Raw genomic sequence first — 18,685 nt, forward strand, 5'->3', positions numbered from 1 at the left:
TGAATCGTTGGGGCCTAATCTGCACCGTTAATGGATCGGCTATACAATCGGATAGAACAAAACACGATAGTCGGATGGAGCAAGTCCAGTGTGCTTCTTGAAGAGGCGAGAGAAATAATAGGGCTCCATCCCTAAGGATCGCGCGATGTCCGAGACGGGCTGGTCCGTTGCCGAGAGCAGCGCTTTCGCCCGGTCTATTTTTAGCTGCTGAACGTATTGAATGGGGGAGGTGCCGACGATTTCGTGAAAATGGCGGATAAAATAGTTGGGATGAAAATGGAGCAGACCGGCCATTTCCTGAACGGTTATATTCTCATGCAGATGCTGGTCGATGTATTTCAGCACGGTATGAATTTTGCCCATTCGCTCGTCGCCATTTAATGGCTTCCATTCGTACTTGTCTTGCAGAGAAGCTTCTACGAACAGGCTGATGATTTCCAGCAGAACCGATTTCTGCATCATATAGGCGGTGAACCGGTCGCTCTCATAATGACGGATTAGCTGCTCGAACAGGCCGACCAGCCCGGCGCGGTCCCGGACCTCTATATAATGAGGAAGCCCGAGCAGTTGAAACAGATTGAGATCGCCGATCTTGGCGGTAAAATGACACCAGTACTTGCCGAAGGTATGCTCGCTAATCGGGAAAAAAGACTGCTCCACACCCGCAGGCATAATGAATAATTGGCCGGGCTGCGGATAATAGGTCCGCCCATCGATGATGAGACAGCCTTCGCCTTCACAGATGTAATAAAAACGGTTGAAATCGGGAATATAGTTCATCTGCCGCCATTTCGTATTTACCTTCGTATAGGCAGCAAGAGACAAGTGAGCCTGCAGATTGGCCATTACATTTCTTAGTCTGGCAAGCTGTTTTTCCGGTTTCAGCATAGGGATCGCCTCCATGAACAGGGGCCTGTATTTGGGTGATGCTGCTCGATCGGGATAGGGCCCGCCTTGGATAAGCAGTTCCGTCAACCAGCCTCATTTCATTTATATATAGTTCATTAGCCGAACCGGAAATCCTGCCTTTGCACCGGCGAAAAGCCCAATGGAATACAAAAAAAGCCGCCATTCGTCCGAAGATCGAAAAGCAGCTTATCGGTAAGTTATTGCAGAAGCGTCTCTTACTTGGCGGCTTCCGTCGATGGCAATTCCTTGGGCACCAGGTTATAGATTTCCCCGGATTCCAGCGTGTCAATAAGTCGGTCCAACCACAAATAGTATTGGATCGCTCCCTCCATCTTATCTATATCGTGGCGGATGATATCGGCCAGCTCCTTATTGTCGGGCTCCTGCTCCGCCAATTTCTGCAGATCGCGGATGGACTTCTTCAATACCTGAATATTCATTTCCAAAGAATGGCGCCACTTGATCACGAAAAAGTCGGCGAAGTTCTGGTACCAGTCTTGCTCCACCTCATAGAGATCTTTCCGCGATCCCTTCCCCCATACCCGCTTCACCATCTTCAGATCAAGCAGGGTACGGACACCCGTGCTCATTGTCGTCTTGCTCATCTTCATTTGTTGTCCCATTTCGTCGAGCGTCATAGGCTTGTCCTGGAAGAACATCATTCCATAAAGGCGCCCGGTGGAGACGGTGATCCCGTACAAATCCATATTATTTCCGACGGATTCGATTACGCGCTCGCGTGCCTTTTGGATGATCTCTGCCTGCTCGTCGGTTAATTGATCCCATTGGTTCATCATCAACACCTCATCGAGAAGGATTGTCTCGTCTTATATTCATCGGCTGTCCATCCCGCTAGGATCTCCTATCGTAAGGGTTACAGCAACGGATGTTTGACTTGGCGGGCAGTGACCTTACATCACCGCACTACAAGATATAACGTTATTGTAGTGAACTGGCTTGCAAAAGTAAAGAAACCCCAAGGGAAGGATTATTGAGGAAAACAGAGTATATGGAATGTATCGTATGTAAAGTTTTTTCCGAACGTACGAGACAAACGTTTATTAGCGTTGACCTTTCTTTTGTCCTTTGAGTAAACTTAACGGGTATAAAGATGAGCGTAGGGAAGGGGGGAATAAGATGGCTGTCATATCCGTCAAAAACTTGACCAAAATGTTCGGATCCGAGGTAGGACGAGCATTTCCGCTGCTGGAGCAGGGGCTATCAAAGAAGGAAATATACGAAAAAACGAAAATAACCGTAGGGGTTAACCGGATCAGCTTCGATATCCAACAAGGGGAGATTTTCGTCATCATGGGACTGTCGGGAAGCGGTAAGTCTACTCTTGTCCGATTATTGAACCGGTTAATCGAGCCGACATTGGGGGAAGTGTTAGTCCATGGCCGGGACATCGTGAAGATGGGGCAGGAGGAGCTAAGAAATGTTCGCCGCAGCACCATCAGCATGGTTTTTCAGAAATTCGCTTTATTTCCTCATAAGACGGTCCTGCAGAATGTGGAGTTTGGGCTCGAAATTCAGGGCTGGACTAAAGCCGAGCGAAGTGAGAAAGCGATACGCTCGCTTTCCCTGGTTGGCTTGCAGGGATGGGAGAACAGTTATCCCGACGAGCTTAGCGGAGGGATGCAGCAGCGGGTCGGACTGGCCCGAGCGCTGGCCAACGATCCCGACATTCTGCTGATGGATGAGGCCTTCAGCGCTCTGGATCCGCTTATCCGCAAGGATATGCAGGATGAGCTGCTGGAGCTTCAGCAGAAGATGAAGAAAACGATCGTGTTCATAACCCACGATTTGGATGAAGCGCTGCGAATCGGCGATCGGATCGCTCTGATGAAAGACGGCTCCGTCGTACAAATTGGAACACCGGAAGAAATTATGATTCAGCCGGCGGACGAATACGTAGAGAAGTTCGTGGAGGATGTCGATTTATCCAAGGTGTTGACCGCTGAGCATGTGATGCGGAGGCCGGAGACGATTACCCTGGATAAAGGCGGGCCGAGGGTGGCTCTGCAGCTGATGAGGGACAGCGGGGTTTCGAATTTGTTCGTTGTCGATCAATCCCGGAAGCTGATCGGAGTTATTACAGCAGAGGATGCATCGGCTGCTGTCCAGGAAGGCAAGAAATTGGAAGATATTATCATTCGTGAAGTGCCTGTCGTTCCTCCGGATAAACACTTGAACGAGCTGTTTGATTTGTGCAGCACGTCGCGATTCCCTGTATCCGTCGTTGGAGAGAATGGAAGGCTGCTGGGTGTAATCGTCAGGGGAGCTGTGCTGGGAGCTTTATCCGGCAACCAGACGCATTCTTACAAAGGGGGTGAAGCATGATGCCCAAAATCCCTTTGGATCAATGGATTGAGAAGCTGGTGTCTTTCCTGGCGGATAACCTGCAGTTTCTGTTTGATTTCTTTAAGATGGTCATCGGCGGAGCCGTAGGCGCCTTTTCCTGGGTCTTTCATTTGCTTCCGTTCTATGTGTGGATCGGCATATTCGCCGTCATTGCCTACTTAGTGTCCCGTTGGGGGCTGGCTATCTTCACGGTAATAGGGCTGCTGCTGATAGAGAATCTCGGGTATTGGGACCATACGATGGATTCACTTGCACTAGTTGTTACTTCTACGCTGATCTCCATCATCGTTGGTCTGCCGTTGGGAATCTGGTGCGCCCGACGCGATGGAGTGCGCAATGTGCTGACGCCGATATTGGACTTCATGCAGACGATGCCGGCCTTCGTCTATCTGATTCCGGCGGTGACTTTCTTCGGGCTCGGAGTCGTTCCGGGGGTCATCGCTTCGGTTATTTTCGCAGTCCCGCCAACCATTAGGCTGACCAATCTGGGCATCCGCCAAGTATCCGCCGAGTTGGTAGAGGCGGCCGATGCCTTCGGGTCCACCCCGGGACAGAAGCTGTTCAAGATTCAACTTCCGCTCGCAGCCCCGACGATTATGGCGGGAATTAACCAGACCGTGATGCTTTCTCTGTCCATGGTTGTTATTGCATCCATGATCGGAGCGCAAGGACTGGGAGCAGATGTCTATAAAGCCGTTACCCAGCTAAAAATTGGAGAAGGTTTTCAGGCGGGATTGGCCGTTGTCATTCTGGCTATATTGCTGGATCGGCTGTCACAAGGGATGATGAAAAAAGATAAAAAAAGGAGATAGGTATGTTTAAAAAAGGAATAAAGGTTGTTCTATCCGCTGCATTAGGTTTTGGTTTGCTGGCAGGCTGCTCCTCCGGGGAGAAAGAGCAGTCCGATTTTATCGGCGATCAGGTGAAATATGAGATTATCGGTATTGATCCGGGTGCGGGTCTCATGGAAGCGACCGAGAAGGTGCTTAAGGAATATGAATTGACGGATTGGAAATTGATTGAAGGCTCCGATACCGCCATGACCGCTTCCCTGGAGAAGGCCTATAAGGAGAAGAAGCCGATCATTATTACCGGATGGACTCCACACTGGAAGTTCGCCAAATATGATCTGAAATATCTCGAAGATCCTAAAGGGGTATACGGTGCAGATGAAGAAATTCATACGATCGTCCGCAAGGGCCTGAAGGAAGACGACCCGGCGGCCTACGAGTTCCTTGACCGTTTCGAGTGGACACCTGCCGATATGGAGAAAGTGATGGTAGATGTCTATGAAGGAATGAAGCCGGAGGAAGCCGCCGCTAAGTGGGTGGAAGAGAACGCGGACAAAGTGGAAGCCTGGATCAAGGATGTGCCGCAAGCGGACGGCAAGAAGCTGAAGCTCGCCTACGTGGCCTGGGATTCGGAAATCGCCAGCACGAATGTGGTTATGCATGTATTGGAATCCAAGCTTGGCTATAAAGTGGAGGGACTGCAGGTTGAGGCTGCCCCCATGTGGGTAGGAGTGGCTAATGGAGACGTAGACGCCATTGTGGCGGCTTGGCTTCCGACTACCCACCAGAGACATTTCGAGACTCACAAAGATAAAATCGAGGATCTCGGTCCCAATTTGATTGGTACGAAGCTGGGGCTGGTTGTGCCGTCCTACGTCGATATTAACTCCATTGAAGATTTGAAGAAGAAGTAAGCAAGCCCGTAAGATAAGCGGATTAATGAAATATTACGAGTGAATTGGCCGTCAGGCGGGAGAACCCCATGCCTGGCGGTTTTCCTTTATAATCCCGGCCGCTGAATTGCTTCTTCATTCATTGACAGCGGATTGCCAACTATACTACAATGCATAGTGTTAGGGGTGATCAAAACTGAAAGTAGACAAGTATAATATGAACGAGGAAGGGCTCAACCGTTTTTTTGGCCCGCTGGAAGCGAGAATTATGGAGCGGGTTTGGCAAACGGGGAGGGCCAGCATTAAAGAGGTTCAGGAAATGCTTTGCAAGGAAGCCCCCATTTCGTTCAATGCGGTTATGACGGTGATGAACCGACTGTGTGAGAAAGGCCACTTGAATCGGCTGGCCAAGAGGTCCCGTGGAGAAGTTTCCTATTATGCCGCCGTTCAGACGAAGGAGCAATTTCTGAGTGAACAGACCAAGGAACTGGCTAACGGATTAATAACCGATTTCGGACCGCTCGTCGTCAATCATTTAATCGATTCTCTGGATCAAGCCGACCCCGAATTGATTGAACGTCTGGAGCAAAAATTGCATGAGATGAGAAGAAGGAACGAGACGTGAACGGCAGCTTGAAGACGAAAATGGCTTTTGTTATTGTCGGTTCGGCGTCCTTGCTTCTGCTCTTACAGATGGGGCTCCATGCTGTCCAGCAGTTTTCGGGGGCTGAAGGGCGATGGAATTTACTTAAGCTCTGTCTGATTACCTTTAAGGAAGCGCCCTTTATCTTTTTTCTGATATCGGCCGCGGTTAACTTGCTGATCTTCGTGACGTTCGGCAGAATAGCGCTGCGGATGGCGACACAGTTCTATCTTTCATGCAAATGGGGTGCACATTTCAGAGCCCGGACGGATCACGAGGCCTCGATGATGCTTGAACGGCGATACAGCCATTGGGGCGTTCCAATTAGAGTGATTCGTGACGACTCTTTGTTTGCTCTGGCTGCAGGACTTATCAAGCCGCGGATCTTTGTGTCGACGGGTTTGCTGAATATGCTTTCCGACAGGGAAATGGAAGCGGTTCTGCTGCATGAAAGACATCACTGTATGAGGCGGGACCCGTTGAAGATGCTCGTGGTCACGATCTGCCGGGATGCCTTCGGATACATACCGCTTATCCGCGGGCTCGCACATTATTATCGGGTCATGAAAGAGCTGCTGGCGGACCGGTTTGTCATCCAGCAGATGAATACGCCTTATGAGCTTGGAAATGTGCTGTTGAAAATGACGAAGCGCGCGGCCCCAGCTCCGCGAGGTATCGGAGTATCCTTCGCCGACACGGCCATCAATTACCGGATCGAGCAGATCATAGAACCCGGCGGCAAGGTAGAAGCCCCCGCCGTCCGCTTTCCCGCAGTGCTTGTTTCGTTCCTCATGCTCGTCATTTCCCCCTATTTGCTGTTGATTCTGGGCGGGTGTGTATAAGCCCGTCCTTTCACCATATAATTTACACTATTGTATGTAGTGCGAATACTATTGACAAACGCTGCAAGCTTGTGTGCAGAGGACGGGGTGCATGCAATGGATACTTGCCTTGAGCTGTTCAGTCATCCGCGGCAAATTGAAGGCAGCTAAGATGGAAAGGAGACGGTGCAATGAAAAAACAAGCTTGGATCATAATTATGATTGCCTTTCTGATCGGTCTTGCGGTTTATCAGAATGGGAGCGACGGTCAGAACAAGCAGTCTGCCGCAGATCTGGAGGTGCAGCCCCTTGTAGGCTTCAAGGCACCAATCTTCCAATTGAAAGGTATGGACGGCGAAATGTATTCTCTGGCCGAGGAAACGAAGCCGGCCATCATCAATTTCTGGGCTTCCTGGTGCGGTCCTTGCGAACTGGAAGCTCCCGAGCTGGTGAAGCTGTATGACAAATACCGGGATGAGATTGAAATATATGCGGTCAATGCCACCACCTTGGACAAGGAAAAGAATGCTCGCGAATTTGCCGAAAGGCACGAATTCGATTTCCCTGTTCTGCTCGATGACGATTCGAAACATAAAGTGATTGATCTATTCGAGGTACAAGCCTATCCGACAACCTTCTTCGTCAACCGCAACGGGGTCATAGTGGACAAGGTTCTCGGCTTGGTCGATCCTGGCACACTGGAGAAAAAAGTGAAACAAATGATCAAATCGAAGTAAAGGAGGCGGCTGTATGCCGGAAGTGCTTCAGGCGGGTCCGTTGATGATCCGTACCAGCTGGCTGCTGCTCGCGCTTGCCGCCATAGCCGGATATTTGCTCGTCCGCTGGAAATTGAATAAGGTCGGGGATAAGGGGCGCGAGCTTCCAGATCTGATCGGAAACGCCATTCTGATTATACTGCTGACATGGAAGCTCAGTCCGGCGATTTTCAACCCTTCCGTCCTATGGACCAATCCGGCAAGCCTGCTGTTTGTTAACGGCTCCGGCATGGGTCTATGGCTGGGTTTAGGGCTGGCGCTGGTTTATCTGGAGGCCGCGAGGAGAAAACGGGGGATAGACCGGCCTTTCCTGCTTGATACGATGGCTTATTGGGCGGGGCTTATTGCGGTCGTCTATTATTTGTTTATTTGGCAGTACGGGAAAGCGACGGAATGGCCTTGGGGAATAGCCGTCGGATATTCGAATTATCGATATCATCCGGTTAATCTTTATATCGTTCTCATTCTTCTCCCTTCTTATATCTGGATGTGGCGGAAAGGAGGCCGGCTCGGCAGCGGCAAGCTATTCTCCCACTTTCTAACCTTCTATGGGATTGCGCTGCTTGCAGGCTCCTTCTTCCGGGTGAATGACCCGCTGTGGGCAGGCTTGACTGCGGAGCAGCTACTCGCCACAGGAATGGCCCTGGCAGGTGTTTTGGCTTTCCCTCAGAGTAAAGAGAAGACTTCTTGACAGGCATGGGAAGACTAGAGGATGATGGACTCAGATGAGCTTGGCGGAAAACGTAAAGGGGTGTTATTGAAATGAAAATCCGTACAGAATGGCAGGGCAAGAGGAAATTCAAGAGCTTGTCCTCCAGAAATCACGAAGTGATGATGGATGCCGTGCCGGATGTGGGCGGTGAGAATGCCGGCAGTTCGCCCATGGAGCTGGTCTTGATGGGGCTTACAGGCTGCATGGGGATTGATGTGACGATGATATTGGAGAAGATGAGGCTCGCTCCGGACCGGTTGGAAATAGAAGCTGCGGGGATCCGCGCCGAAGAGCCTCCGCGCAGATTTGTGGAAATTCATCTGACTTTTCACGTTGACGGCGATATCAAGCCGGACAAAATATGGAGGGCAATCCGCTTAAGTGAGCAGAAATATTGTTCGGTTGCCCATTCCCTCAACTCGAAGGTGGCGAGCCGACTGCTGTTGAACGGGAAGGAGGAGCCCCCCGCCGGACAGTCCTAACGGAGCCTTGGGCAAGGAGTCTATTTTCGTCACAGCTCCTGCCAAATGTTACAGGTCCTAGTCTCTTATATATCCCATATCATTTATGAAGCCCGCCGGTAAACGTCATAGTCCCGGCGGGCTTAAGCGCTTTGGAACCCTATCGGACGCCTCGAATTTTTATCCAGGTTCAGTCATCCAAGTTCTTGATGAATTTTCTCCAGATTTTCCTTAAGCTTCAGGCAGCTTTTATAGTCGATTTTGCCATGGTAGGCTTCTTCCTGGTGAAGCTGATCCTCCAACGGCTGTGCTTCAAAGCTCATCGCTGCTCCACCGGAGGCATAGCTATAACGCTGTTCCGCATAAGCGATTAATTGCTCATTTAACTGCTCCATCTTTTCCACGCTGTTCCTTAAGGAGTTCAGATGGATAGCTGTATCGTGTTCATCGGAATAGTGTGTCAGCTCTTCTCTTTCGCTGTTGATCAGATGGCGCAGCTCCTCTACCTGAAATTGGGAGGAGGAGGGAAGCTCCATATGGTCCAGAATTTGTTGGCAAGCGTCCAGCAGCTCCTGAATTCGGGTTACCGATTGAGACATTATAATTCCACCTTTATTGTTATTCATTTCCTTTACCTATAGTTTGGAGCCCTCCGACAAAATTATGCGCCGTTCCCGATTCTTTTCTTTTTTTGCTTGTACAGCTTATGTCTTAATAGGTATAATTAGTTGGATTCCTGTCTTTTTTTGGCCTCTATGGTAGAATATCATCTACCATATTTAATATGAAGGAATAGGTGAAATTTACTCATGAAAGCACTTAAGTATGTCATCTTGTATTTGATTATTCTGCAACTCGCGGTCCCCTTGCTGGTGCCGGATCATGAAGTCTATCATAACCGGATAGATTACGAACTGACGAAGAGCAATTTGCATGACATCGATGCGGCGCTGGACAAGATCAAACGGCAAATCTCCCGCAGCAAATCCGATAATTATATCATTCTGCTGGGAGATTCAATTATTTATGGAAGTCCCGGTAACTCGGATCAACCCGTAAATGTTTATATGGAGAGATTGGCTCGCGAAACAATGGGAGAAGAAGCGCCGGCCATCTATAATCTATCGATGCCGGCTATGCAATTGGGAGACATCTATACGATGCTGTTGATGCTGGATAAGCATAACATATCGACCGAGCGGGTCATCTTCAATATTCGCTATGCTTCATTTGTAGAGCGGAACCCTTGGCCTCCCGCTGTATTCTGGCTGAAGGATGAACTCAGGAAGCTGGATCCCGACACATTCGCGCATATTCGTCCGCAGCTTGAATCGACCGGCTACAGCGTCCCGGAAGGGCTTTATGAGAAATATAAGCATTGGCTCCATGAAGATGTGCTTCCGAGTATGTCGTTGTTCCGTTATAAAGATTTTATTATTAAATCCGTCAAGCATACGTACACGCGTGCTAAGGGGCTTCCCATCCCGGATGATGCTCTTGGTGATCCCCGTCCTTGGCACCAGAAGGAAGGGCTGGAGCAGTATCTGAAATCGGATGAGATTGTGAACAGCTATACGGACAAGCCGTTCGACTTGTCGGATGCCAGTCCGGATGTATTCTTCCTCAACCAGATTATCAAGCACCAACAAGGCACCAACACAATGGTGGTTTTTAACGGCGTCAATCAGACGCTGATGGAAGCTTATGTGAACAAGGAAGGATATCGGCAGAACATAGCCAGGATTGATCGAATGATGGAAAGCACTCCGTTTAAATACATTAATCTGGAAGGGAAAATAGACGATGCTTTGTTTACAGACCATACTCACTTCACGCCCGAAGGCCATGAAGCGCTGAGCGGCCTGTTGTGGGAAGCTTACACTAAATAAAGGGAGATCAGATACATGCTTTTCCATACTCCGGAATTTATGGTCTTGATGATCATAACGATGTTTCTATATTATTTGCTGCCGAACCGGCGGATCTTCTTGCTTTCCGTCGCCAACGTAATCTTCTACGGGGTGGCGGGTATCGGCCATTTATTTGTCTTTATTGCGGTATCCATCTTTACCTATTACTGCTCCAAAATGCTGCGCGGAAAGTATGCCAAATTAATTCTGGCCATTGCACTTGTCGTCAATATTTTAAATCTCGTTTTCTTTAAATATACGGTGTTTCTTATCCGCAGCATGGAGCAGTTCCTGTCCGTGAAGCTGCTGACCGAGGATTCTTTCTGGCTAACAATTGTGCTGCCTATCGGGATTTCCTTCTATACCTTTCAGATGATTGCTTATGTCGTCGATATTTATAAAGGAAAGATCAAGCCGAGCCGCACCCTGCTCGACTTCTGGGTATTCATCGCTTTCTTCGCCAATCTGATCGCCGGTCCGATCATGCGGGGACAGGAGCTGCTGCCGCAAATCGAGGGCATTCGCTCCATCCGCTTTGACCGTCGCAATATGAGAATAGGAGCCGCCTTCCTCGGACTCGGGCTGTTTAAGAAAATCGTTCTGGCTGACTATATATCCGGTTATGCGGACTCTTTCTTTGCCAGAACGGCCGAGCTTACCGGGGCCGAAGGCTGGGTTGCCATTTATTTGTTCGCGTTTCAAATCTTTTTCGACTTTGCGGCTTATAGTGAAATGGCTGTAGGGATCGGCTATTTCTTCGGAATTAAATTGATTAACAACTTCCAGACTCCATACCTGAGCTCGAATGCAACGGAATTCTGGCGGCGCTGGCACATCACCTTATCCACGTTCATCCGGGATTATATCTATATTCCATTAGGCGGATCCAGGAACGGCAAGGTGAGACAATACATTAATTTGTTCCTTGCCATGACGATTTCCGGGATCTGGCACGGTGCCGCCTGGACGTTCGTGATCTGGGGAATGTTTCACGGAGCGCTGTTGATCGGCCATAAGCTGTACAGCAAAGGCAAGGAACGGCTGGGACTGGCCAAGCTCGATTCCAGCAAAATCTATCACGTGTTTGCAGTCATTGTGTTCTTTCATCTTACATGTATCGGCTGGATATTCTTCCGGGTGGACGGATTTCAGAACGCCATCTCGCTGCTGTCCCGCATGCTTACTCCGGAAGCCTTCCTGTTCCCGAAGGAATTACACAAGTACCTGCTCCTCGTTGCCGTCTTATATTTGCTGCATATTGTGGAATATTATCTGTTCGCCAATGCGGCCAAATGGTCCAAGGCTTGGCATAACCGTTTTCCTGCGCCGGTTCGCGCCGTCGTTTATACGCTCGTGATTGCCGTGTTAGCATTGCTGTTACGAACAGAGCAGAATACGTTCATCTATTTTCAATTTTAGTATGGAGGGGAGAAGGGCAGCGGGGTGCGATAACGTGTACCGAGTGCTGCCTGTTAAACCGGAATCTTCCCGTATCCAACTGGCAAAGACTGTACTGACGGCCTTTGCCGGTTTTCTCATTTTACCGCCGGCTGTGTCCTGATCGAATCTCTCAGCATTCCCGAATGCTTTAGTTTGACTTCGACTTCAATTGCTTGAATGGAGTCCTCCTTAAGCTGAAATGGACGGTCGGCCTGAAGCTTTCTCCATCGGCCATAATGCTTGCGATAAAGGACATGCTGCAGTGAAAAGAGGTCTGCCTTCTTCTCCAGCCCGTTCCTGTAGGTCGTCATGATTTCCCCTCGAATATGCCGCTGCGCCTCTTCAACAAGCTTTGATTCCGGCATGGCCCTGGTAAGCTCGATTATGTCCCCGGTTATTTTCACATGAATGGAATAGACGGGTCCTTGTTTGTCAACGTGCGGCTTGATATCAATTTCAGGCTTGTTCATGGAAAGCACCGCTTGGGATTTTCCTTCCTTGCGGATGACGAGGGGCGTTCTTTCCGTTCTGGATTCCAACCACCTTAACCCGGCTAGACGGTTTTTATCGAAAAAGCCTTTAAGCTCGTAATTTTGCAGGGCATATACTCCGTTCATTTCAAGTTTTTTGTCGACCTTGTTGTTTTTATGCCATTGCTCCTTATTGATGGAGATGGATGGCAGCAGTATAGTCTGATCGGGCTCGCGCAATAGAGAAACGAAACGGAAATACTGCATCGGAGCGATGTATGATTTCTGTTTATAAAGCTCGATCGGTTCGTTAAGAATTGTAGCCAGTGAGGGAAGATTAAAAAAACCGGGAGTCGTATAGACATCCTCTATTTCCTCCTCTGTCCCATAAATCCAGGGAGTATAACGCATCTCCCAAAACCTAAACAGCGTATCCTCGATATGGTCCACCCCTTGTTCGAGCAATCGTTTGGTCATAATGATATTGGTGGCATGGCTCCAGTATGTTCTTTGCTGCGCCGTATCCAGCAAATCATTGATTGCCTGATTAATGGTCTCCCCTTCTCCTTTGCCAACCCATTGCTGGGGAGGATTGCTCTGCTTGCCCGATTCCTGTCTCGCTATCGAGGTGAATTCAATCATCTGTGCATAGATCAGATATTTGCCGTCTTTATAATCCAGTCCGACGGAAACGGCGTAATTAACGATTTGCATATCTTTAATGTCCCAGCAGCCGGATAAGAGGGTGAGCATAAGCAAGCAGATGAGCAGCTTCCTATTCAAGGAGAGTCCCCCTTCTTGCGGGTCGTATCCAGGGTATGGAGCATTTTAGGCCGGTGATCGATATGGTCCCGCGGTTTGATCAGCATCCCCGATAACACATCGCGCGGGGATAATGGGGAAATAGGTGCCAAATAGGGCAGCCCGAAGGATTCCAGTCTGGACAAATACGTTATGATAACAAACATGGAAATGAAAAAGCCGTACATTCCGAGTATCGAGGTGCAGATGAGCACAAATATTCTAATGACGCTAACGCTGCCGCTCAGGGATTGATTGACCAGCGTAAACGTGGCAACGGCTGTAACGGCACAGACGAACAGCATCGTTGGAGAAGTAATTCCCGCCCGGATCGCCGCATCCCCGACAATGAGCCCGCCAATGACCGTCACCGTTTGGCCTACCGCCTTAGGCAGCCGGACCCCGGCCTCGCGGAATATTTCAAATAATCCGATCATCAGGAACGCTTCCATGGGAGAAGAAAGCGGCAGCCCGATTCTGGAGTTGCTGACGGTAGCCAATAGGTGGAAAGGAAGCTGGTCTATATCGTAGGCTGTCAAAGCAACCCAAAATCCGGGAAGAAAGATGGAAATGCTGATTCCGATCAGACGGAAAAACCTTTCGAGTGCAACATAGTAGAATGGAAGATGCATATCTTCCGGTGTTTTCAGAAGCGTGGTCAGGTTGATAGGGGCAATAATGGCCATAGGCGAGCCGTCTATCAGAATGACGAAACGGCCTCTTAACAGACCGGCCGCGACATGGTCCGGCCTGCCGATATAATCGAATAACGGGAACAAGGAATGACTGTAATCCGACAGTGCTTCCTCCAATTGTTCATTGCTGAGCAGACCATCCACTTCAATTTTGTTAAGCCGGGTCCGAACCTCATCCACGACATCCGGACGGGCTACATCGTATAGGTACAGCAAAGATACCTTCGTATGGCTTCTCCTGCCCAGGCGGAATTGCTCATGATGCAGCGAAGGGGTCTTGAGCCGTTTGCGAATCAGGGCGATATTGGTGGAGAGATCCTCGGTAAAGCCGTCCCTCGGCCCTTTGATCGAAACTTCCGTATTTGATTCCTCCGGAGTCGGCAACATCGACGAAATAAAGCTTCTCCTGCTCTTCGAACACGATGATCATATTTCCATCGAATAAGTGATGAAGCAAATCCTCTGCCGCCTTGATTTCGTTTAATTGCAGCAACGGATTGGATACGAAGGAATCCTCGAGGCGCTCGGAGCTGGCCAGCATGCGATTAAGCTGAGGGAGTACAAACTCGTTAACCTGCTGTATATTGGCCATTCCCTCACAATATACGATCACCGTTTTGATCTGTTGACGGCAGCCGAACCGGTAGACTTGAATCGTAATGTCCGCGCTGGAGCCGAACAGCATCCGGATGGCCTGTTCATTCCATTGTTTCGGGAGCCAGCCGGTCCGGTTTCGTTCCTTTCCTTTTGATTTTCCCAGGAGCTGTTGTCGGAAATAACGGTAAAAATTCAACTCGGCTTCCTCCTCTTCAGATGCGATTTAGCAAACACAAGCAGCGAAAGCAAGATGGAATAAGCGAGCACGGCAAAGAAGCTGTAGGGATAGTACCTGGTTTTGATCCAGTTTATGAAGTTCATGTCGCTTATAGGGGCGACGGCGATTCCCAGTAATATGAAGAGCAGTATGAAGAGAATGAATCGTTTCAACAACCGGCTATCGGGCTTACAAAAATCCAGCAGGATATATATCGCAAGAGATATACGTATAAATGCCCCTGAAAGCCACTGGAACAAGGCCAGGAAGTCTACGTGGGCTATATATTTGCCGATAGTCACCAGCCGCCATTGCTCGAAGGCGGGATATCTTTGGTTAGCGGATTCCACCGGTCCATAAGTGGCCATGGAACCAATCAGGGGACCCATGGTCAGGCCCGCCAGAATAAAAGCCAGGATAAACCAGTAAAGCAGTCGGATAGGCTTCTCTATGTTATGTTTAAACAACAGCAGGATGATGATTTCAATAAATCCCCCGCCCGCATAGACCATAGCATTCAAGACGGGCTCCAGCCCGTCGGTAAATATCGGGAAGATCTTGGAATAGTCCTTGTACTGGAAATTGGCGGACATAACGAAATAGCCGAGCAGCCAGACCAATGGAAGAAGAATGCCGGTTGTTATTGCGATTGGACGGATTCCGGAGCCGGCAATGAACAAGCATAGGAGGATCAAGCTGCCTGCTACAACTGTGCCGGGAGTTCGGGGCAAATAGGTGATGCTTACCCATTTCGTCGTTTCCCGGATCGTCAATGCGGCGATGAATAAAACATATATTGCCGCCGGCCAGATCAGAAAGCGGGCTGCCCACTTGCCGTACTGCTGCCTCAGCCAGTCGAATAATGACTGTTGGCCGGTCGTTTTGGCAATGTAGTAGGGAAGGAGCAGCCAAAGGTTGGACAGAAGATACGTAAGCAGAACACTGACCCAGGAGTCGCGCATTCCGACATGCAAAAGCAGTGGGATGATGGTGACGTGGTTGGAAAAACCGACAGCCAAAATGATGATGGTAAGAGCCTGGAATACGCTGATGGTTTTGTTTACGTTCAATCCCGAGCCCTCCTCGTAAATAAGCCAGTATATACATTGTGAGCCGATGATTAACAAATCATACAAAAAACGGATGAACAACATGTTCGCAAGAAATGCATAAGCTCAAATTTTGAGCATAGGATGAAATATAAAGCAATATTCCATGATCAAATTTCAAGCATTCGGATTTAAAAATTCGGTTATTTCCACACAAACAACAAAATATCGACAAAGGTGGAGACGGTGAGAAAACCTTTGGAACAGTACGCGAAGCCATAGCTTTCGTCTGTTTCTTGGCGGTTTTCTTACGGTCTTTTTTGTCGTCTTTACAAAAAGTTAGCAGGTCGATTATGTCCCGTTAACATTCGTCAGCTAAGCTATGAAGGTAGTCATTTCCCAAAGAGGGTAGGCGTTCTGCTAACAACGAGCAATAAAACCAAAGGAAACGGAAGGTGGTATCAGTAGATGTAAAACGAAATATCAATATACGACAATAAACGACTACAAAAATCAAAATAAAACATTGACAAATAGCGGTTTGGATGTAAGAATAGTCAATGAATTAGGCTGTATTTGTTTTCGTTTAATGTTGTTAAATTTCGTTTCCTTTCGTTATTTCGGCTTAGAGTGGAACGGCTTCATAGTAAACCATAGTGTGTTGTAAGCGCATCCAAATGAAAGGTAGTCATTCCGCACCTATCGAGGTTTGTTTACGGAAACGGCCATTGGGATGTGCAAGATATGAACAGTCATGACAGGAAATAAGAGAGAGGGGAATCGTTATGAAGATGAAAAAAGTATTGCAGACCATGACGGTAGCAGCACTGGCGGCAACTAGCCTTATCGGTTGTTCTTCCGGGAAGGAGGAGGGTGAAGCGCCGGCCGCTCCTCCGGCCGAGGAGGATCGGACACCGGTAACCATCCAATATTGGCATGCCCATGCGGATAATCAGATGGAGGGCCTCAATTTTATGATTAAAGAGTTCCAGGAGAAATATCCATGGATAACCGTAGAGCCGGTGTATCAAGGTGCTTATGGAGATCTGCACAAGAAGCTTATGGCCGCTGTGGCAGCCAAGGATGTTCCAGCCGTCACTAATGTAGAGGTCGCTTCCCTGCCGACGTTCGGGGACGGGGGAATCTTCATGGACCTGAACCCGTACATTAAACGGGATAAGCTGGATACGGAAGATTTCGCTCAAGGGATGTTTAAGGCTTATTCCTATGAAGGTAAGCAGTACGGTTTTCCGCTGATCGTAAGCTCCAATGTTTTTATATACAACAAGACGATGTTTGATCAATTAGGGGTTACTCCTCCGCAGACCTGGGATGAGATCGAGCCGTTCGCCCAGAAGGTATCGCAGAAGGAAGGCAATAATGTAACGAGATATGCTTTTGCTGTGCCGGGCTGGGATGTATGGTACTCCGAGACGTGGATGCGCAACGGCGGCGGGACGCCTCTGACCGAAGATCACAAATCCGGTCTGGATCAGGAGAAGAGCTTGAAGTTCATTAAAAAGTTCAAAGAGTGGATGGATAAAGGGTACATGCAAATGGGCTATGGTAAAGGGGCATCCGCCGATATGAGGCAGATGTTCTTCGATGGCAAGATCGGCATGGTTCATCATACGTCGGGACAATTGAAATGGTATATCGAAAATGCCGGCTTCGAAATCGGGGTTTCCTTCCCGCCTGGGGACGAAAATCACATTTCACAAATTGGCGGCGCCGGGATAGCGATTATGGATATGGCCCCGGACAATCAGAAGGAAGCGGCATGGAAGTTTGTCCAATTCATGACATCCTCCGAGTACAATATTCGCTGGGCGGATTATTCCGGATATTTGCCGACACGCAAATCGGCGATCAATTCGCAGGAGGGCAAGGATTATTTCGAGAAGCGTCCGCAGTACAAAGCTATTCTGGATAATATCGACAATGTAGTGGCACGTCCGCAGTATCCGCCTTATCCCGAAGCGATCACCAATCTAACCGAGGCTCTTGGGAAGATCATTCTGGAAAATATGGATGTGGAAGCTGCATTTAAAGAGGCCGCCCAGAAGATGAATGAAGTGCTTGATGATTATTAATCGTTGCAGGTGCGGGGGAGCGATCTCCCCCGTGTCTGTTCCAATAGGAAGGACCACATGGAATACGGAAAAACGGATGCGTGTTCTATAGAAATGAGGGATGATATGGATACAGAGAAGACTCTCCGGCAGCGAACTCCGCTTAAAGCCGGGAAGAGGATAAAATTTCAGACCATCCAAAAGCTTAAGGACTTCTCGTTTGCTCTGCCCGCACTTGTCTTACTGGCTGCGTTTACCTACTATCCTTTGCTGTTCTCGGTCTATATCAGTTTTACGGATTGGAATTTAGTGAAGCCCGTCAAAAAATTCATCGGATTTCAAAACTATGAAAAACTGCTGACCGATGAGCGGTTCTATCATGTGCTGAAGATTACGTTCACGTATACGATTCTGGATGTTGTACTTACCCTGGCTATCGGGCTGCTGCTGGCCATGCTGTTTAATGTCCAGTCCAGATTGTTTGGATTTTTGCGGATGTTTATTTTCATGCCTCATTATATATCCATGGTCATTGCTTCCATGGTCTTCATATGGATTCTTAACAACCAATATGGAATTATGAACCAGCTTCTGCAAGCCATCGGAATGGAACCGGTTCGCTGGCTGGATAGCACAACCAATGCCCTGTGGGCATTAATAATGGTAGCAATATGGAAAAGCGTCGGCTTCACCATGCTGATCTTTATCGCCGGGCTGCGCAGTATTCCGAACGAATATTACGAGGCATCCAGTATCGATGGAGCCGGCCGCTGGCAGCAGTTTAAATCGATTACCATTCCATTGCTTTCTCCAACCCTGTTGTTTCTGCTTGTCACGCAGTTTATCTCGTCGATGCAGGTATTCCAGTCGGTCGATGTGATGACCGGAGGGGGACCATTGGAGTCAACCAAAGTGATGGTTTATTGGATTTATCAGATGGCTTTCCATGATTTCAGGGCAGGCAGATCGTCCGCGTTGGTCATTATTTTCTTCCTGATCCTGATTACATTGACGATATTGCAGTTTGTGCTTTCCAGGAAAAAGGTTCACTACGAAGGTTAGGT

General features: G+C 48.7%; 19 protein-coding genes. 12 read left to right on the forward strand and 7 right to left on the reverse strand.

From position 1 onward, the window contains the following. Positions 1-39: 39 nt before the first annotated feature. Complete coding sequence (locus FS806_RS02025; protein WP_144932668.1) at positions 40-888, reverse strand: AraC family transcriptional regulator; 849 nt, start codon at positions 886-888, stop codon at positions 40-42. 236 nt (positions 889-1,124) lie between these two features. Continuing rightward, a complete protein-coding gene (locus tag FS806_RS02030; protein WP_144932791.1) occupies positions 1,125-1,703 on the reverse strand; it encodes a GbsR/MarR family transcriptional regulator in 579 nt (192 codons plus the stop codon). A gap of 343 nt (positions 1,704-2,046) precedes the next feature. Here FS806_RS02030 and FS806_RS02035 point away from each other — a divergent pair, with 343 nt between their 5' ends. The 8 genes from FS806_RS02035 (at position 2,047) to FS806_RS02070 (ending at position 8,391) form a co-directional block, all read left to right on the forward strand. After that, entirely contained in the window at positions 2,047-3,252 is a 1,206-nt protein-coding gene (locus tag FS806_RS02035) for a quaternary amine ABC transporter ATP-binding protein (RefSeq protein ID WP_144932670.1), read from the forward strand. Beyond that, the gene (locus tag FS806_RS02040) at positions 3,252-4,085 is read left to right on the forward strand and encodes an ABC transporter permease (protein WP_144932793.1); all 834 of its coding nucleotides are present in this window, start codon (positions 3,252-3,254) and stop codon (positions 4,083-4,085) included. Before FS806_RS02035 ends, FS806_RS02040 begins: the two co-directional genes overlap by 1 nt. Before the next feature lie 2 nt (positions 4,086-4,087). Further along, complete coding sequence (locus FS806_RS02045; protein WP_144932672.1) at positions 4,088-4,978, forward strand: glycine betaine ABC transporter substrate-binding protein; 891 nt, start codon at positions 4,088-4,090, stop codon at positions 4,976-4,978. 175 nt (positions 4,979-5,153) lie between these two features. After that, a complete protein-coding gene (locus FS806_RS02050; protein WP_370451772.1) occupies positions 5,154-5,582 on the forward strand; it encodes a BlaI/MecI/CopY family transcriptional regulator in 429 nt (142 codons plus the stop codon). Further along, positions 5,579-6,442, forward strand: coding sequence for a M56 family metallopeptidase (locus tag FS806_RS02055; protein WP_144932676.1), 864 nt, complete (start codon positions 5,579-5,581; stop codon positions 6,440-6,442). Before FS806_RS02050 ends, FS806_RS02055 begins: the two co-directional genes overlap by 4 nt. A gap of 170 nt (positions 6,443-6,612) precedes the next feature. Next, positions 6,613-7,158, forward strand: a complete 546-nt coding sequence (locus FS806_RS02060; RefSeq protein ID WP_144932678.1) for a TlpA family protein disulfide reductase — start codon at positions 6,613-6,615, stop codon at positions 7,156-7,158. Positions 7,159-7,171: 13 nt separating this feature from the next. Next, positions 7,172-7,888 (forward strand): prolipoprotein diacylglyceryl transferase family protein, encoded by a 717-nt coding sequence (locus tag FS806_RS02065; protein ID WP_144932680.1) that lies wholly within the window; start codon positions 7,172-7,174, stop codon positions 7,886-7,888. Between the two features lie 71 nt (positions 7,889-7,959). Then, entirely contained in the window at positions 7,960-8,391 is a 432-nt protein-coding gene (locus tag FS806_RS02070; RefSeq protein ID WP_225312687.1) for an OsmC family protein, read from the forward strand. 173 nt (positions 8,392-8,564) lie between these two features. On the opposite strand, the gene FS806_RS02075 is transcribed toward FS806_RS02070, so the two are convergent. Next, complete coding sequence (locus FS806_RS02075; protein ID WP_144932684.1) at positions 8,565-8,969, reverse strand: hypothetical protein; 405 nt, start codon at positions 8,967-8,969, stop codon at positions 8,565-8,567. Positions 8,970-9,179: 210 nt separating this feature from the next. Between FS806_RS02075 and FS806_RS02080 the strand changes: the two genes are divergently transcribed. Both FS806_RS02080 and FS806_RS02085 read left to right on the forward strand, forming a co-directional pair. Beyond that, complete coding sequence (locus FS806_RS02080) at positions 9,180-10,259, forward strand: SGNH/GDSL hydrolase family protein (RefSeq protein WP_144932686.1); 1,080 nt, start codon at positions 9,180-9,182, stop codon at positions 10,257-10,259. 15 nt (positions 10,260-10,274) lie between these two features. Beyond that, the gene (locus FS806_RS02085; RefSeq protein WP_144932687.1) at positions 10,275-11,699 is read left to right on the forward strand and encodes an MBOAT family O-acyltransferase; all 1,425 of its coding nucleotides are present in this window, start codon (positions 10,275-10,277) and stop codon (positions 11,697-11,699) included. Between the two features lie 116 nt (positions 11,700-11,815). Here the strand turns inward: FS806_RS02085 and FS806_RS02090 are convergent, their stop codons facing one another. Genes FS806_RS02090 through FS806_RS02100 form a run of 4 tightly spaced genes read right to left on the reverse strand, consistent with a single transcriptional unit; the run spans position 11,816 to position 15,570 of the window. After that, a complete protein-coding gene (locus FS806_RS02090; RefSeq protein WP_144932689.1) occupies positions 11,816-12,973 on the reverse strand; it encodes a Ger(x)C family spore germination protein in 1,158 nt (385 codons plus the stop codon). Beyond that, a complete protein-coding gene (locus FS806_RS02095; protein WP_260981952.1) occupies positions 12,970-14,034 on the reverse strand; it encodes a spore germination protein in 1,065 nt (354 codons plus the stop codon). Before FS806_RS02095 ends, FS806_RS02090 begins: the two co-directional genes overlap by 4 nt. Then, the gene (locus FS806_RS26515; protein WP_260981948.1) at positions 13,943-14,479 is read right to left on the reverse strand and encodes a spore germination protein; all 537 of its coding nucleotides are present in this window, start codon (positions 14,477-14,479) and stop codon (positions 13,943-13,945) included. The genes FS806_RS02095 and FS806_RS26515 overlap by 92 nt, the downstream gene beginning before the upstream one ends. Next, positions 14,476-15,570 carry a GerAB/ArcD/ProY family transporter gene (locus tag FS806_RS02100; protein WP_144932692.1) on the reverse strand — a complete coding sequence of 365 codons (1,095 nt, stop codon included), beginning with the start codon at positions 15,568-15,570 and terminating at the stop codon, positions 14,476-14,478. The genes FS806_RS26515 and FS806_RS02100 overlap by 4 nt, the downstream gene beginning before the upstream one ends. A gap of 764 nt (positions 15,571-16,334) precedes the next feature. On the opposite strand from FS806_RS02100, the gene FS806_RS02105 reads away from it, so the two are divergent. Then, the gene (locus FS806_RS02105; protein ID WP_144932694.1) at positions 16,335-17,642 is read left to right on the forward strand and encodes an ABC transporter substrate-binding protein; all 1,308 of its coding nucleotides are present in this window, start codon (positions 16,335-16,337) and stop codon (positions 17,640-17,642) included. A gap of 105 nt (positions 17,643-17,747) precedes the next feature. Beyond that, on the forward strand, positions 17,748-18,683 hold the full coding sequence (locus FS806_RS02110) for a carbohydrate ABC transporter permease (protein WP_144932795.1): 936 nt from the start codon (positions 17,748-17,750) through the stop codon (positions 18,681-18,683). Positions 18,684-18,685 lie beyond the last annotated feature (2 nt).

Source organism: Paenibacillus sp. 32O-W (genome assembly GCF_007679495.1).
Lineage (GTDB): Bacteria > Bacillota > Bacilli > Paenibacillales > NBRC-103111 > Paenibacillus_L > Paenibacillus_L residui.

Excerpts from the sequence above, each read along its gene's own strand:
- FS806_RS02025 (WP_144932668.1), bottom strand. The coding sequence starts at position 888 with ATGCTGAAACCGGAAAAACAGCTTGCCAGACTAAGAAATGTAATGGCC.
- FS806_RS02030 (WP_144932791.1), bottom strand. The coding sequence starts at position 1,703 with ATGAACCAATGGGATCAATTAACCGACGAGCAGGCAGAGATCATCCAA.
- FS806_RS02035 (WP_144932670.1), top strand. The coding sequence starts at position 2,047 with ATGGCTGTCATATCCGTCAAAAACTTGACCAAAATGTTCGGATCCGAG.
- FS806_RS02040 (WP_144932793.1), top strand. The coding sequence starts at position 3,252 with ATGCCCAAAATCCCTTTGGATCAATGGATTGAGAAGCTGGTGTCTTTC.
- FS806_RS02045 (WP_144932672.1), top strand. The coding sequence starts at position 4,088 with ATGTTTAAAAAAGGAATAAAGGTTGTTCTATCCGCTGCATTAGGTTTT.
- FS806_RS02060 (WP_144932678.1), top strand. The coding sequence starts at position 6,613 with ATGAAAAAACAAGCTTGGATCATAATTATGATTGCCTTTCTGATCGGT.
- FS806_RS02065 (WP_144932680.1), top strand. The coding sequence starts at position 7,172 with ATGCCGGAAGTGCTTCAGGCGGGTCCGTTGATGATCCGTACCAGCTGG.
- FS806_RS02070 (WP_225312687.1), top strand. The coding sequence starts at position 7,960 with ATGAAAATCCGTACAGAATGGCAGGGCAAGAGGAAATTCAAGAGCTTG.
- FS806_RS02075 (WP_144932684.1), bottom strand. The coding sequence starts at position 8,969 with ATGTCTCAATCGGTAACCCGAATTCAGGAGCTGCTGGACGCTTGCCAA.
- FS806_RS02080 (WP_144932686.1), top strand. The coding sequence starts at position 9,180 with ATGAAAGCACTTAAGTATGTCATCTTGTATTTGATTATTCTGCAACTC.
- FS806_RS02085 (WP_144932687.1), top strand. The coding sequence starts at position 10,275 with ATGCTTTTCCATACTCCGGAATTTATGGTCTTGATGATCATAACGATG.
- FS806_RS02105 (WP_144932694.1), top strand. The coding sequence starts at position 16,335 with ATGAAGATGAAAAAAGTATTGCAGACCATGACGGTAGCAGCACTGGCG.
- FS806_RS02110 (WP_144932795.1), top strand. The coding sequence starts at position 17,748 with ATGGATACAGAGAAGACTCTCCGGCAGCGAACTCCGCTTAAAGCCGGG.